This window comes from Halopenitus sp. POP-27 (genome assembly GCF_029889855.1).
GTDB classification, from domain to species: domain Archaea; phylum Halobacteriota; class Halobacteria; order Halobacteriales; family Haloferacaceae; genus Halopenitus; species Halopenitus malekzadehii.
Genome location: NZ_JARANU010000009.1, coordinates 67,296 through 81,566 on the forward strand (window position 1 = coordinate 67,296; position 14,271 = coordinate 81,566).

Sequence of the window (14,271 nt, forward strand, 5' to 3'; positions counted from 1 at the left end):
CCACGAGTGATTACGCCGCCTCGTAGGCTTCCTCGCGGACCCAGTCATACCCCTCGTCCTCGAGTTCGGTCGCCAACTCCGCGCCGCCGCTTTTGGCGATCTTCCCGTCGAGCATCACGTGCACGTGGTCGGGCTCGACGTAGTCGAGGATGCGCTGATAGTGGGTGATCTGGAGGATTCCGGTACCCTGCTCGTCACGAAGCGCGTTGATTCCCTCCGAGACGTCCTGGAGGCGATCGATGTCGAGCCCCGAGTCGATCTCGTCAAGGACGGCGATCGCCGGCTCGAGCAGCGCGGCCTGCAGGACCTCGTTCTGCTTCTTCTCGCCGCCGGAGAATCCGGCGTTGAGGTATCGCTGCATGAACTTCTCATCCATATCGAGCAGCTCCATCTTCGCCGTGAGCAGCTCCTGGAACTCGGCGACGCCGATCTCGCCGTCGTCGGCGGGGCCCTCCATCGGGGAGGTCTCATAGCCCGCGTCCTCGTCTGCGGCCTCGTCGCCGTCGGCCTCGGCCTCGTCCGTGAAGAGCTCCTGACGCTCGTCGTGTTTCGCGTTGATCGCCTGTCGGAGGAAGTTCGTCATCGTGACGCCCTCGATCTCCGCCGGATACTGGAAGCCGAGGAAGATGCCGAGCGCTGCGCGCTCGTTCGGCTCCATATCGAGGAGGTTCCACCGGTAATCCGCCTCGGAGAGCTCGACGTCGACGTCGTCGACGTCCTCCTCGTCGAGTTCGAGCACGATCTCGCCGTCGGTGACCTCGTAGGCCGGGTGGCCGGCGATGACCTTCGCGGTCGTCGACTTGCCGGAGCCGTTCGGGCCCATCAGTGCGTGGATCTCCCCGGAGGCGACCTCCAGGTCGACGCCACGGAGTATCTGTTCTCCGCCCTCTTCTGCCACTTCGGCGTGGAGGTTATTGATCTCAAGAGTTGCCATAGCTGTGATTCCTCGTATCCGAATAGTGGTCGCTACCGCGGTTAATGGTTACGGATTACCCCGTGCAAATGGGTGTCAAAAGAAAATTTTCTTTCCGAAACGAAAAACCGTGTGAATCACGGTCCCGAATCGGCCCCGTATCGGTACCGGAACTCACATGAACTGTCCGAGACCGCTTTGCTCTTGACCGGTCTTGATCTCGTCCCAACTCATTCCGAGGGCCTCGATCACCCGGGATATCGGCCCCTTCAGCGTCTTCTCGAGCATCAGCTCCCAGTCGATGGTGAACTCCTCGGGGATCTCGTCGGCGTACTCATAGCAGATCACGTCCGGATCGCGTTTGAACTCCCCATAGAGCGGATCCGTGTGTGGATCGAGCCCCCGTTCGTCCTCCATCCGCCGCCAGAAGTCGGGATGGACCGTCTCGAGGTAGAGCCGCTTCGGCTTCGAGCCGCGATCGAAGTTCGTGTCGAGCAGCAGGTTGGCGTATTTCGCCCCGCGAACCTGCGCCGTGTCGGTCTCGTAGGCGTCGAGTCGCTTCCCGATCCCGCCCGGAATGCCGATCTCGTCGGGATCCACCTCCCCGGAGAGGAAGTCGTCGATGACGTCCGAGAGGTACGTCTTGATGTCGGCGATGTCCTCGTCGATGTCGTCCCCGGTGACGATCGTCTCGATGACGTGCTTTTGCACCTCCTTCGTGATCGGCGCGATGTCCGAGCGCTTGTACTCGAAGCCGGTGATGTCGATGTCGTCGACGTCCTTCCCCTCCTTCCAGACGATGTGGCCGGCGTATCGCTTCTTGCGTCCCGCCTGGAAGAAGCGCCGGTAGAGCTTCTCGAACTCGATCTGGAAACGGTGCATCTCGGCGTTCAACTCCTCGCGCGCGAAGTCGTCGTATCGTTCGTTGATGTGGTCCTCGATCGAGAAGGAGGTCTCGATCGCGTCCTGCTTGCCGACGTCCTTCCCGAGAGACAGCATAACGGAGTCGGTGTTGTGGAGCACTATCCCACCGACCCCGTCGACGAAGTTCTCGTTCTCGGCAACGCTGAGATCGTAGACGTAGCCATCGTGATCGACCTCTTCGATGACCGGGTCTCGACCGCTTCGATAGTAGTCGCACGTTCGAACCGTGTAACTTCCCTTGCTGTCTCTGTACTTGAGCGAGTACTTTTTGCCGCGCTGTGTGAGTAACGTTGAGAGTCCGGCAGCGAGTTCACGGCTCGTCGTCTCGAAGTCGAAGTTACGTTCGCAGTACTCCGCAGAGTATCTCGGGAACTCGCGTGATCCGTCACCCTCGACGAGCACGTCGAGGAAGAGCTCCTGCAGATCCTCCGATAGGTTGAACACGAACCCTGGGACGCGTTTTCCGTGTGAGGTCTGCCCGGCGAACTGGCGGAAAAACACCGCGGACAGTTCGTTCATCATCTGGAGCTTGTGCGTGGCGTCGTCGTACGTCACCGAGTTGGTTCCGTCCGCCGTCTCGTACTCGATGGTCCGATCGTCCGCGGTGTCCGAGGAGATAACGGTGGCCGTCGTCCCCTCGAACAGACGGAGGTAGTCCTCGCGAAGTCCCTCCAACCACTCCGTCCGTGATTCGGCGATACTCGCACCGAACCTGGTCTCCGTGGTCTCGATCGTTGATGCACTTCCCTCAGTCACGTACGCCGCGAGCAACCGTACGAGAGATCGGCCGTCTTCGGAGTCGATATCCACGTATCGCTGTACCTTGATCGCCCTCTCGATGGTATCGTGGTGTTTGTGTCCGAACCAGACCCAGTCGTCGTTCGCGTGGACCCGCTTGACCTTCGTCTCCGCGTTCTCACTTCCGACGCTCCGGCCGTCCTCGTACTCGCGTGTGTACCCGCTCAACACCTCGTACACGTCGATCGTCTCGACCGTTTCGACCTCGGGAAGCCCGGGTACCCGAAGCGGCTCCTCGACGTCCTCCGGCGGTGATTCGACCAGTTCGCCGTCCTTCTCGACGACGTACGAGTGATCACGAGTCGTCGTCGACTCGCCGAATTTGTGCTGGAGGTTGACGACGGACTTGTCCGTCCGGTGACGAATCGCCTGCTCGATCGGCTGCCACTCCGGCTCACCGTTTTCGGCCAGCGACAGCGCTTCCCACCCGTCTACGGAACGTCTCTCCTTACCGACTGAGGCGGAAGCGATCGATCCGCCGTCGGCAGTGATGACCACGTTCGCCTCCGGGGCCGCGTCCGCACGCTCGAAGATATCGGCGATCGGGAGGACTCGAACGATCCCGTCAGGATCACGCACGACGACGGGTCGGTCTCCGGTGACGCTGTCCCCGTACGCCACGTCGTGGCCCAGCTCGTTCGCGGCGGTCTCAGTGAAGTCGATGACTTCACGTCCCGTCGCGGTCACGGCGGCTGCCCCCTCCTTGTCGTACAGACGGAACCGATCCCATCCCGTGACGCCGTACAACGACTGACCGACGAACTGGAACGTTCCATTCCGCCCGGCAAGCAGCGTGTGGTTGTCGGCAACGGTGACGCAGTAGACGCCCTCCTCGGCCCGGCTCGTCGACCCGCTCCGGTGCATCCGGAGCGTGTTCTTCGTGTCTTCGCCCACGTAGATCCGCCAACTCCCGCTGTCGCGGGCGTACTTCGCGGTCAGCCCCAGGTGCGCACAGAGCCGAAGCACGTCGTCCCGAAGCCGGTCGCTCGAGGTCGTATAGCGCCACGAGTTGGGTTGTCGATCCCCGTCGCCGTCGATGAGCGTCTCGAGGAACCGCCGCTTCTGCTCCGTACTTACCTCGAAGACGAACTCGGGGATCCGCTTGAGGAAGCTGTCACTGCCACAGCGTTCCCGAAGCAGTTCCCCGAGGAGCATTGACGTGAACTGATGTGCGCGGTCGTCGACGTAGCAGTCGAGCCCCATCCCGTCGAGGAGGTCGCCGATCCCTGCGTGATGACCGCCGCCGTCGGGGATCGCGTTCTGGGCGATCTTCACGGTCGTCGCGGATCCGCGGTGGTGGTCCCCGAACGTCTTCTCCGTGGACGTGTAGACGTTCCCCTCCGTGATGTACCACGCCAACAGGTCGAGGAAGTCGTCGCCGTCGTAGGTCCGTGGGATCCACTTCCGGCCGGATTCGCGATGGATGAAGCTCGTCTCACAGACCGACTCGACGTACTCACGGTGTTCCTCGAACTCCTCGGCAGTAAAGACGTAGCCGACCTGCCCAAGATCGGCCTTCGGGACGCGCCGGGGCGTCCAACCGAGCTCGGCGGTAAAGGTGTGTCCGTGTACGTCCGGCCGGACCCACACCTCGTACTCGCCGTTGATCAGTTCAGTGAGGTCCACCTCATCGATCCGATCGCCGTCAGGCCCGTCCCAGTCGTGCGGAAGTTCGTAGTTCGTCGCTCGATCGAGGTCGCCGGCCTCGACGAACTCGTAGCCGTCTTCGGTGATCCCGTTCGTCTCGTTCTTCCGGACGAGCATCCGGTGGTTCGGGGTGACCCGAAAGTCGATATTGGACGTCTCGATGTCCACGAGATCGCCGCGGTACTCCGGATACGCGTGGGTATCCTCGACCTGCTTGACCGCCATTTCCTCCGTCTCCGGATCCAGCGAGTACACCTCGTCGCCGACCTCGAGGTCCGTGATCGACCGCACGCCGTCCGGCGTGAGGACGTCGGTGTCCGGCGTGAAGCAGTTCATAATGACCTTGACAGCTGCCTGCTGTCGGTCGTACTGCGCGTACGGTTGCGAGCCCGGATCGTGTTCGTTGCGCATCTCCTTCTTCCGTTCGCGCTCGGAGAGGAGCTCGTCGACCATCTCGCGCATGATGCCGTCCGGCTCCTTGCGGAAGTGGGTCCCGTTGGGCGCGTGATACGTCTCCCCGCCGTACTCGTCGGGATCGACTTTGGTCTCAGGGCCCGCGTTGATCGTCACCATACACATGGGGTAGAGTGACTTCAGATCGAGTACCGTAACCATCTCCTTGACGCCGGAGATCGGGTCGAAGACGGCGCCGCCCTCGAACTCCTCGGACTCCTGTTGGCCCTTCGTCGGGAGCGCGAACTTGCCGTGGGCCTTGTGCAGGACGTAGACGTCGACCGCGTCGCCGGGCGTCGGCGCGTCCTCGAGCTTGCAGCCGACGAACTTCTTCACCTCGTTCCAGAAGTCGATCAGGTTCTGTTTGCGGTCGATCTCCACGCAGAGCTCGACGTCGCGCAGGTTGTACTCGAGGAGGCGTTCCGGGTCCTGTTCCCAGAGGTCGCCGATGTCGCCGGCGTACCGTTCCTTGCCGACGTCGAGTTCCGTCTCCCCGACGGCGTCGAGCCGGTAGGACTCGAGTTCGGTGAACTGCGTGCGCTTGTAGGCGTACAGCAGGTCGAAGACGACCCGGCCCTTGATGTCCGGACCGCCCCATCCGGATCGCCAGACCTCGCCGATACGCGAGAGCCGATCGACCGAGAGGTCGTGGTCGGTTCGGGAGTCGAGCCGTTCGAGACGGTCAAGGAGGTAGGGCGCGTCGAAGTCCTCGAAGTTCCACCCGCAGAGAACGTCGGGGTCGGTCTCGCGGAGATAGTCGATGAACGCCGCCAGCATCGCCTCCTCGGTCTCGAAGGACTCGACGCGGGCGTCGATGCCGCCCTCCTCGATCCCCTCGTACCCCGGCAGGTCCTCGGGTGGGATCGCCTCGCCCTCCGGGGCCTCGTAGAGCCAGACGACGTACTCGTCGTCGTAGGAGTCGTGGCTGGTCAGACAGACGATCGGCTCCTCGCCGTCCTCCGGGAACCCTCGCCGGTCGTCGACCTCGATGTCGAAGGTGCTCACTCGAACGTCGGCCTCGACGTCGGCCGGCTCGAGATGCTCCTCGGCGACCTGGATCCGGCCGTCCTCGAGCCGTCGCTCCTCGACACGGAGTCCGCCGGCGATCCCGTTGTCGATCAGGAAGCGGTTGGGGAACAGGATGTCGGCCTCGAAGGTCGTCTCGAAGTCGTCACGGATGTTCCCGACGTCACGCGGCGTCCGGGTCACGATCCGGGTGAGCGGCTCGCCCCGGATGCTCTCGTAGGCGACGTCGTTGGCGTCCGACTCCCGGGTGCCGATCACGACGTCGTACTCGTCGACGGGATCGCGATCGAGGTCTGCCGTCGGCACGTAGAAGTAAGGTTCGACGCCGAGCACGCGGAGGTGTTCGCGGACGTCCTCGCCGTCGGAATTCGGCCGCCGTCCGAACACGTGGACGACGGGATACTCGTCGCTACCGCGCCCCTCGACGGCGTAATCGACCTGTGTGACCGCCAGCTCCACGGTCCCGGTCGAGTCGGGGAATTTCGCGTCGTCGACGTCGATCACGTCGTTGACGTGGCCGCCGCCACCGCCGGCCACGGCGCGCGCCTCCTCGCGAACGATGTCGGCCGATCGGCCGTCGCCGTCCCCGCCGGTCGCGTCGGTGGCGGCGTCCCCGTCGGATGAGAACTCGGAGAGCCCCGTCTGCGTCATACGCCGCCTTTGTCGCACCCGGCTAAAAAGGTCGACCATTCGGTGGGGCACCCCTCGCTCGCCGCGGCCGGGATCGCCCGGTTTCGACCACCCCGCCGACGGAAAGGCATATATCCTGGTACACCATACCACGCCCTATGACGTCCACCCCCAACACGGACGAGAGGCAGCGCTCGGGCGGTCAAGCAGCCGTGGCCGACGTCGAGGCCTATGAGGACGGGGGCAACGTCGTGCTCTTCGATCCGGACAACCCGCTTGCGTGGGTCGAAGCGAGCAGCACGGTTCGGCTTCGAGACGTCGCCTGAACCAGCTGGCTCGCACCTAACCGGATCGGCTCGCGTCGTTTCGACGCTCACTCACTCCGGTTCCGCTGCTGGTCCTCCAGCGATCCGTCCATCGATCCGACCGGAACGCCTTTGCGTGCCTCGAACGGACCGAAAGACGTGCTTTCGAGCGAGGGTGACGACGACGTCGAGTTCGCGTTCGACGAGGCGAGCCCCGCGGAGGAGGATCTCGCGCCTGACCCGCCCTCGGTCGAGAACTACGAGAACCGGTTTCCGGAGCCGGACGTCGACGACCTCGGTGCCGGTTCCGACCTCGATCCGCGGACCCACCGAACGTTCATCGTCTGCGTCCTGTTGAGCAACGTCGCGCTGTTCTGTGTCAGCCTCGGTGTGATGCTCGTCTACTTCCGGGGACAGTGGTCGATCGGCCTCGGCGTCGCCGGCGTGGGGGCGCTCGCGGGCATCCGGACGGTCCAACACTACCGATCGTGGCAGCAGTATCGCCGGGAGCGTGATGCGAGGGATGAGAATGGCGTCGATGGAAACGAGACCGGTCCGGAGTCGACCAGCCCGGAGGCAACCAGCCCGGAGGCAACCAGCCCGGAGGCAACCAGCCCGGAATCGGACGGGTCGCAACGCTAATCCTCACTGCGTCCCAGTCGTAACCCGTGCAACCCGTCCGTGATGCGTCCGGAAACCGCTACCTGCTCGTGAAACGGTCGACGGACTCGAGCCGCGTTCGTGACCCCGAAACGGGTGAGGAACGGTACGTTCCGACCGCCGACCTGGAACCGATCGCCGACGAATCCGGTCTCGAAACCGCCGCGGCCGCGGTCGCGTCGGCGTCGGTTCGCCGCGTTCTCACTGCGGTCCACAACGACCGATCCCTCGGCCTGCTCGTCGTCCTCGTCGACCGTGGCCCGCTGTCCGTCCGTGAGCTGCTCGACGGGACCGACTACTGTGAATCCGACCTCCACGGACTGCTCGCGGAGCTCCGCGCCGCCGGACTGATCGCTGAGGCCGAGGTCGCCGGGCACCGTGGCTACGGCGCGACCGACGTCGCCGAGACGGCGGTTGCGGACCTCCGGTCGATCGAGAGCGAGTGAGCGGGAGCGATGACGGCCAGCTACTCGCCCGACTCAGCGGCGAGCGTCGCCGCCGTGGCGCCGTCGGTCCGTGAGACTGTCGACCGATTTGACCGGGGATCCTTCTCGACCGTGACGAGTTCGTCGGCGGCGCCGATCAGCTCCTCGTCGTGGCTCACGATGACGATCTGCCGGACGCCGAACCCACGCATCTCCTCGACGAGATCGACCAGCCGGGCGACGTGGCCCGAGTCCAGAAAGACCGTCGGCTCGTCAAGGATGAGCGGCGGCGTCGGCGTCGCGCCCTCGATCCCTTCGGCCAGCAGCCGGTAGATCGCACAGCGCAACGAGAGGTTGAACAGCGCCCGTTCCCCGCCCGAGAGCTGCTCGGGCTCGAGCGGCTCGCCGTCCTTCTGGTAGACGGTGAGCTCGTAGTCGCCGTTGAGGTCGATATGTGAGTACGCGTCGTTCCCGTAGACCAGCTCGAAGGTCTCGTTGAGCATTCGCTCGAGGGTTCGGACGTTTCGTTGCCGGAGTTCCGCACGGAGGTCACCGTACATCGACTCGAGTTCCCGAGTCTCCTCGTGGATCGCATCGAGGTTCGCGACCGTCTCCGCCAGCTCGTCCCGCTCCGAACGGAGGGACTCGAGCGTCTCGATGTCGCCGGTGACGCTGCCGATCCGCGTCTGGATCTCGTCGCGACGGTCCGCGAGTTCCTCCAGCGTCTCCGCGACGTTCTCGAGGTAGTTCTCGGCCTTCCGTTTGCGGGATCTGGCGTCCTCGATCGCGTCCTCGTCGACCGCCTCCCGGAGGTCGTCACGTCGCTCGCGCTTCTCGGCGAGCCGATCGCGTCGTTCGTCCGCGAGTTCGGCCAGCGACTCGCGTTTCTCCTCGAGCCGCTCGATCCGGTCCTCAAGGTCGTCGATCGACGCCAGCTGCGACTCGATCGTCTCGAGGCGGTCCCGCAGTTCGGCGATCGCCTCGAGACGCTCCTCGAGCGTGTCGACCCGGTCATCCGCCTCCTCGGCGGCCGCGCGTTTCTCGGTAGCGACCTCCCGGGTCGACGCCGCCTCCTCGCGGAGCTCGTCTGCATCCTCGCGTTTCGCGGTCGCCTCCTCACGGCGGTCCGCAGCCTCCTCGCGGCGCGTTTCGAGCCGATCGGCGAGCCGGTCACGCTCGGCCTCCAGCTCGTCGATCCGGTCGTCCGCATCGGCAAGGGCCTCGAGCGTCTCGATCTCGTCATCGATCGCCGAGAGCCGGGTCCGTGCCGTCTCGAGGTTGGCGTCGAGTTCCGCGACCCGTTCGCGGTCCTCCTCGAGCCGGTCCGTGTGGGGAGAATCCGCGACCGGTTGTCCACACTCCGGGCACTTGCCCGCCGCGAGCAGGTCCTCCGCCTCCGACACCCGGTTGCGTACGTTCTGCAGTTGGGTTTCCAACTCGGCGATCCGCTCGCGGCAGTCCGCACGGTCGTCGGTTCGCGTCGCCAGCCGGTCGGCCGCCTCGCCGCGATCGATGCCGTCGGCGTCGTCGAACCGCGCCGTCAACTCGTCGATCTTGGCGTCGATCTCCGCGATCCGCGTCTCGTGGTTCTCGGTCGCGGACTCAGCCTCCGCGGCACGGTCCTCGAGACTCTCGGCTTTCTCTAGGGCCTCGCCGGCCCGGTCCTCGAGATCGTCGGCCTTCTCGACCAGGTTCCGCGCCTGGTTCCGATAGCCGGTCGCGTCCGTCTTCGCGTCCGTTCGATCCTCCCGGAGGGCTGCCTCGCGCTCGTCCAGTTCGGCACGTCGCCGGTCGATCGCGTCCGCGTCGGCCGCCTCGATCTCGGTCTCGACGAGCAGGTCGTCGATCGACGACCGGTGCTCGGCGATCCGTTCGCGAGCCGTCGCGATGGAGTCGCGGTGGTCCTCGCGCTCGGCTTCGGCCTCGCGGATCGTCTCCGCGAGCGAGTCGATGTCGTCCTCGATCGCCGCGAGCGTCTCGCGTTTCTCCTCGTACTCCTCCAGGACGGTCGTCGCCTCCTCGCGCGTCCGCTCGGCGTCCTCGCGCTGGCTCTCGTAGTGGTCGATCTTCTCGGCGACGTCCTCGAGTTCGGTCTCGAGTTCCGACAGCGTCGCGTGGAGGTCCCGGTCCTCGAGCCGCTCGATCCGCGATTCGGTCTCCTCGAGGACGGCGCGCTTTGCGGTCCGAACGTCCTCGACGCCGAGGCGTGCCTCCCCGGCCCGCTCGCGGTATTCCTCGAGAACGCCGAGCTGGAGCAGGTCGTCGATCGTGTCCTGGCGCTGGCTCGGCGTCGCGTTGATCAACTTGTTGACCTCGCCCTGCCGGACGTACGCGCAGTTGACGAAGGCGTCCGCGTCCATCCGGAGCAGCTCGGTGACGAACTCCCGGACCGCACGTGCACCCTCGCGGGCCGGCCCGTCCTCCGCCTCGGCCTCGAGGGTACAGCGGTGGTCGACGCGGTCGTCGTACACGCGAAGCTCGCGGTCGATCCGATAGGTCGTTTCCTCGTGTGTGAACTCGAGCGAGATCGACGCCTCCTCCGTCCCGTTCGTGACGACGTCCTCGAGGGTCCCCTCGAGCGCCCTCGAGCCGTAGAGCGCGAAGAAACACGCCTCGAGCAGCGAGGACTTCCCGCTGCCGTTGACGCCGTGGATGACGGTGACGCCCTCCGTAAGGGACAGGTCCGCGTCGCCGTACGGCTTGAAGTTTTTGAGGCGGATCCGGTCGAACCTCATCGGAACTCCCCCATCGATGCCTGTCCGTCCCCGGCGGCGTCGCCCTCTCCGGAGGCATCGCCATCCCCAGCGTCCACAGCATCGCCGTCTCCGGGGTCTTCGGCGTCGGCGTCCTTGGCGTCGACATCCTCGGGGTCATCGACGTCCTCGAGGCCTTCAGCGTCGACGTCCGCGGGATCGATGCTCAGCGACGTCGCCGATCCCAGATCGCCGGCATCGAGCCGGTCCTCTATCCGCTCCGTCACGGCCGACCGAACTGCGCTGTCGGCGACCGTCTCGGATCGTACCGTGTCGTCGATGTCCATCGCGGCCGGCGACGGATCGAGATCGGCGAGCCGCTCGCGGACCGCTTCGTCGGGGTCCGCGAAGCTGACGTCCAGATCGGCCTCCGTCTCGATCTCCCGCCGATCGGTGACGCGAGCGATGAGGGCGCCGTTCTCGGTCGCCGCTTCCTCGATCGCCGCGGGCGTCACCGGCTCACCCGATCCGGTTATCTCGACGATCACGACTGCGTCGGTCAGATCGTGTTGCCCGAGCTGTTCCCGGACCCGCCGTGCCCCCTCGCCGTCGCGAAGCTCGACGTCGACGTACACGAACGGGCGGGTCTCGATGGCGCGGCGCCGAACGTCGACCTCGTCGGCGAAGGTTATCAGGTTGTAGCCCCGTCCCTCGCGTTCGCTCGCGCTTGCGCGCTCGGTCGATCCCGGATAGGTGACCCATGTGTCCCGAACCGTCGTCTGCCCCGGCTCGTGGTTGTCCCCGAGCAGCATCGCGTCGAAGTCGACGTCGCTCTCGGCGAGAACGGTTTCGGTGTCCCAATCGGCGTACGCGAACGGTTCGAAGAGGCCGTGTGCGACCAGCGCTGCGTGTTCCGCCCCGTGCGAGTCGAAGGCGTACTCGAGGTCGTCACGCTGTGAGGGCGGAACGTGATCGAGCCCGTAGAAGGCGACGTCGCCGACGACGGTCGGCGAGTCGTCGAGCCGGGTGGCGAGGCCGAGCCGTTCGAAGAGGTCGAGCCACTGCCCGTGGCGGGTCGATTCGTGGTTCCCGACGATCGCGAGGAAGGGGATCCCCGCGTCCTCGAGGCGCCGAAGGGCGGACAGCGTCCCGAGCAGGTCCGGGAGGTCCGGTCGACGGTCGTGAAAGAGGTCGCCAGCATGCACCACGGCCGCGACGTCCGACTCGATCGCATCCGAGACGACGGCCTCGAAGGCCTCGAGGAAGTCCTGCCGGCGGGCCGAGGAGTGGTACTGCCGGTAGCCGATGTGGGTGTCGCCGGTGTGGATCACCCGCGTCATCGCCGTCTCACCCGCAAGCGCCGCGTCATTACTGCGACCCTTGAGCCGTCCGCCTTTTAGCCGTTCCGCCGGCGGAGTGAAACTGATCCGTCTCCCGGTCCGCGCTCCCATCGGAACCGTCGTCGCCGAGGCCGGCGTCGTCCAGGGATTCACCGGCGGCAGCGCGACGGAAGCGCCGATACGCCGATCGTGTGCGTCGACCACGCGCTGCCGGTTCGGGTGCGTCATCGTCGATCGCGGATTCGATCGCCGTGTCGAGCCGCTCCAGTCCGTCGGCATCGACGAAGCCGGCAGCACGCTCGAGGTCCGCACACGCCGCGGCCGCCTCGTCGATGATCGTGACGTATGGCGGGCGATCGGTGTCGGTCCGGGCGGCAAGCTCTTCGAGGGTTCGCTTGATGCGGCGGGTTCCCGGTGAGTCCATAGCGGCCGCTGTGGCGGCTTCAAATATAAACGGACGGGTGGCCACGCGACCGAGATGCCTCAGATCGACAGCGAGTAGAGCCGCTTTCGCGCGTCGGCAAAGGAGAATCGAGAGTTGACGACGTCCGCGTCCTCGAGCCGTGAGAGGGCATAGCGAACGGTTCGCGGGGGGAGCAGCGTTTCCTCGGCGAGCTCGCTCTGTGTGAGGGTCTCGTTGTAATCGAGGACCTTCGCGACGAGTTTGGCGCTCGGGGGAAGATCGCGAACGGGCTCCCATCGGTCGGCGAGATCGTCGGTCTCGGCGTTGTCGGCGTGAACGGCCTCTGGTGCACTCATGTGTGTTTCAACGTGAGTAATGCTAGTAAATAATATTTACTATCGCCGTATATTACCATAGGGAATTCTCCGGCAATATCGGGCGGGGCCTCGAAGGATCCACCGACGTGGCCGGAGCCGGGCGGCGTCGACGAGTCACGACGGTTCACACGGCGGGTGGTGCACCCGAAGCCTCTTAGTGACGACCGGCGTAACAGGGTTCGATGACCGATACTGTGGACGACGTCGAGATGCCTTATGACGAGGATTCGACGTCGCAACAGGAGAAGATCGAGGTGCTCGAGGACAGACTCGAGATCCTCGAGTCGCAAAACGAGGAGATGCGCGACCGTCTCCTCGACGCGAACGCCGAGAACAACAAGTATCAACAGAAGCTCGAACGGCTCACCCACGAGAACAAGAAGCTGAAGCAGTCGCCGCTGTTCGTCGCCACCGTCCAGGAGCTGACCGACGACGGCGTCGTGATCAAACAGCACGGCAACAATCAGGAGGCGCTCACCGAGGTCACCGAGGAGATGCGCGAGGACCTGACTCCCGACGACCGCGTCGCGGTCAACAACTCCCTGTCCGTGGTCAAACGGCTCGAGAAGGAGACCGACGTCCGCGCCCGCGTGATGCAGGTCGACCACTCGCCGGACGTCACCTACGAGGACATCGGCGGCCTGGACGACCAGCTCACCGAGGTTCGTGAAACCGTCGAGATGCCCCTCGAACGACCCGAAGCGTTCGATGACGTCGGGATCCAGCCGCCGAGCGGCGTTCTGTTGCACGGGCCGCCGGGCACCGGCAAGACGATGCTCGCGAAGGCCGTCGCCAACCAGACCGACGCCTCCTTCATCAAGATGGCCGGATCCGAGCTGGTCCACAAGTTCATCGGCGAGGGTGCCAAGCTCGTCCGCGATCTCTTCGAGGTCGCCCGCGAGAACGAGCCCGCGGTGATCTTCATCGACGAGATCGACGCCATCGCCTCCAAGCGCACCGACTCGAAGACCTCCGGCGACGCCGAGGTCCAGCGGACGATGATGCAGTTGCTCTCCGAGATGGACGGCTTCGAGGATCGCGGGGAGGTCCGCATCATCGCCGCGACCAACCGGTTCGATATGCTCGACGAGGCGATCCTCCGGCCGGGCCGCTTCGACCGGCTCATCGAGGTTCCCAAGCCCGACGCCGAGGGTCGAGAGATCATCTTCCGTATCCACACCCGCAAGATGAACGTCGCCGCCGACGTCGACTTCGACGAGCTCGCGGAGACCATCTCCGACGCGTCCGGCGCCGACATCAAGGCGATCTGTACCGAGGCCGGGATGTTCGCGATCCGCGACGACCGGACCGAGGTGACGATGGCCGACTTCGAGGACGCCCACGAGAAGCTCGAGCAGACCGACGAGGCCGACGTCGGCGACTCGGTCGCGTTCGCCTAACCGGCGTTTCCGACCGTTCCTCTCACGTTCCGACTTCTCTCTCGCGACGTCGCGTCCCGCTCAGAGCCCGACGAAGACCGCGTACGGCACGAGGAACAGCGCGATAAGGATGAGTGCAAGCAGCGCGCCGTATCCCAATCCGACGCCGAGGAGTGCGCGGAACCCGGGGTGTGACAGCGTATCGATGTCCATACCGGCGTATCGAACTCCCGTCTCTTAAAGCGGTCGGCTGATCGCGGCAGCGGCGAGTCGCCGCGACGACCCGATCGGTGTGCCA

General features: G+C 65.3%; 11 protein-coding genes. 4 read left to right on the forward strand and 7 right to left on the reverse strand.

Going from position 1 to position 14,271, the window contains the following annotated elements; all coding sequences use genetic code 11:
* Positions 1-10: 10 nt before the first annotated feature.
* Positions 11-934, reverse strand: coding sequence for an ABC transporter ATP-binding protein (locus tag OQF70_RS07285; protein ID WP_280536733.1), 924 nt, complete (start codon positions 932-934; stop codon positions 11-13).
* 153 nt (positions 935-1,087) lie between these two features.
* A complete protein-coding gene (locus OQF70_RS07290) occupies positions 1,088-6,412 on the reverse strand; it encodes a DNA polymerase domain-containing protein (protein ID WP_280536734.1) in 5,325 nt (1,774 codons plus the stop codon).
* A 137-nt stretch (positions 6,413-6,549) separates the two neighbouring features.
* Here OQF70_RS07290 and OQF70_RS07295 point away from each other — a divergent pair, with 137 nt between their 5' ends.
* From OQF70_RS07295 to OQF70_RS07305, 3 genes are all read left to right on the forward strand, one after another.
* A complete protein-coding gene (locus OQF70_RS07295) occupies positions 6,550-6,717 on the forward strand; it encodes a hypothetical protein (RefSeq protein ID WP_280536735.1) in 168 nt (55 codons plus the stop codon).
* Between the two features lie 138 nt (positions 6,718-6,855).
* On the forward strand, positions 6,856-7,338 hold the full coding sequence (locus tag OQF70_RS07300; RefSeq protein ID WP_280536736.1) for a hypothetical protein: 483 nt from the start codon (positions 6,856-6,858) through the stop codon (positions 7,336-7,338).
* Between the two features lie 26 nt (positions 7,339-7,364).
* A complete protein-coding gene (locus tag OQF70_RS07305; RefSeq protein ID WP_280536737.1) occupies positions 7,365-7,802 on the forward strand; it encodes a hypothetical protein in 438 nt (145 codons plus the stop codon).
* A 20-nt stretch (positions 7,803-7,822) separates the two neighbouring features.
* Here the strand turns inward: OQF70_RS07305 and rad50 are convergent, their stop codons facing one another.
* From rad50 to OQF70_RS07325, 4 genes are read right to left on the reverse strand one after another with little or no spacing between them, the layout of a single operon-like run.
* Positions 7,823-10,516, reverse strand: a complete 2,694-nt coding sequence (rad50, locus tag OQF70_RS07310; RefSeq protein WP_280536739.1) for a DNA double-strand break repair ATPase Rad50 — start codon at positions 10,514-10,516, stop codon at positions 7,823-7,825.
* Positions 10,513-11,814, reverse strand: a complete 1,302-nt coding sequence (gene mre11, locus OQF70_RS07315; RefSeq protein ID WP_280536740.1) for a DNA double-strand break repair protein Mre11 — start codon at positions 11,812-11,814, stop codon at positions 10,513-10,515. Before mre11 ends, rad50 begins: the two co-directional genes overlap by 4 nt.
* A gap of 28 nt (positions 11,815-11,842) precedes the next feature.
* Positions 11,843-12,238 carry a hypothetical protein gene (locus tag OQF70_RS07320; protein ID WP_280536741.1) on the reverse strand — a complete coding sequence of 132 codons (396 nt, stop codon included), beginning with the start codon at positions 12,236-12,238 and terminating at the stop codon, positions 11,843-11,845.
* Positions 12,239-12,297: 59 nt separating this feature from the next.
* Positions 12,298-12,573, reverse strand: coding sequence for a helix-turn-helix domain-containing protein (locus OQF70_RS07325; RefSeq protein WP_280536742.1), 276 nt, complete (start codon positions 12,571-12,573; stop codon positions 12,298-12,300).
* 203 nt (positions 12,574-12,776) lie between these two features.
* Between OQF70_RS07325 and OQF70_RS07330 the strand changes: the two genes are divergently transcribed.
* A complete protein-coding gene (locus OQF70_RS07330) occupies positions 12,777-13,994 on the forward strand; it encodes a proteasome-activating nucleotidase (protein ID WP_280536743.1) in 1,218 nt (405 codons plus the stop codon).
* 60 nt (positions 13,995-14,054) lie between these two features.
* Here OQF70_RS07330 and OQF70_RS07335 read toward each other — a convergent pair whose 3' ends face one another.
* Positions 14,055-14,186 carry a hypothetical protein gene (locus OQF70_RS07335; RefSeq protein WP_280536744.1) on the reverse strand — a complete coding sequence of 44 codons (132 nt, stop codon included), beginning with the start codon at positions 14,184-14,186 and terminating at the stop codon, positions 14,055-14,057.
* Positions 14,187-14,271: the final 85 nt, after the last annotated feature.

Excerpts from the sequence above, each read along its gene's own strand:
- OQF70_RS07285 (WP_280536733.1), bottom strand. The coding sequence starts at position 934 with ATGGCAACTCTTGAGATCAATAACCTCCACGCCGAAGTGGCAGAAGAG.
- OQF70_RS07290 (WP_280536734.1), bottom strand. The coding sequence starts at position 6,412 with ATGACGCAGACGGGGCTCTCCGAGTTCTCATCCGACGGGGACGCCGCC.
- OQF70_RS07295 (WP_280536735.1), top strand. The coding sequence starts at position 6,550 with ATGACGTCCACCCCCAACACGGACGAGAGGCAGCGCTCGGGCGGTCAA.
- rad50 (WP_280536739.1), bottom strand. The coding sequence starts at position 10,516 with ATGAGGTTCGACCGGATCCGCCTCAAAAACTTCAAGCCGTACGGCGAC.
- mre11 (WP_280536740.1), bottom strand. The coding sequence starts at position 11,814 with ATGACGCGGGTGATCCACACCGGCGACACCCACATCGGCTACCGGCAG.
- OQF70_RS07320 (WP_280536741.1), bottom strand. The coding sequence starts at position 12,238 with ATGGACTCACCGGGAACCCGCCGCATCAAGCGAACCCTCGAAGAGCTT.
- OQF70_RS07325 (WP_280536742.1), bottom strand. The coding sequence starts at position 12,573 with ATGAGTGCACCAGAGGCCGTTCACGCCGACAACGCCGAGACCGACGAT.
- OQF70_RS07330 (WP_280536743.1), top strand. The coding sequence starts at position 12,777 with ATGACCGATACTGTGGACGACGTCGAGATGCCTTATGACGAGGATTCG.
- OQF70_RS07335 (WP_280536744.1), bottom strand. The coding sequence starts at position 14,186 with ATGGACATCGATACGCTGTCACACCCCGGGTTCCGCGCACTCCTCGGC.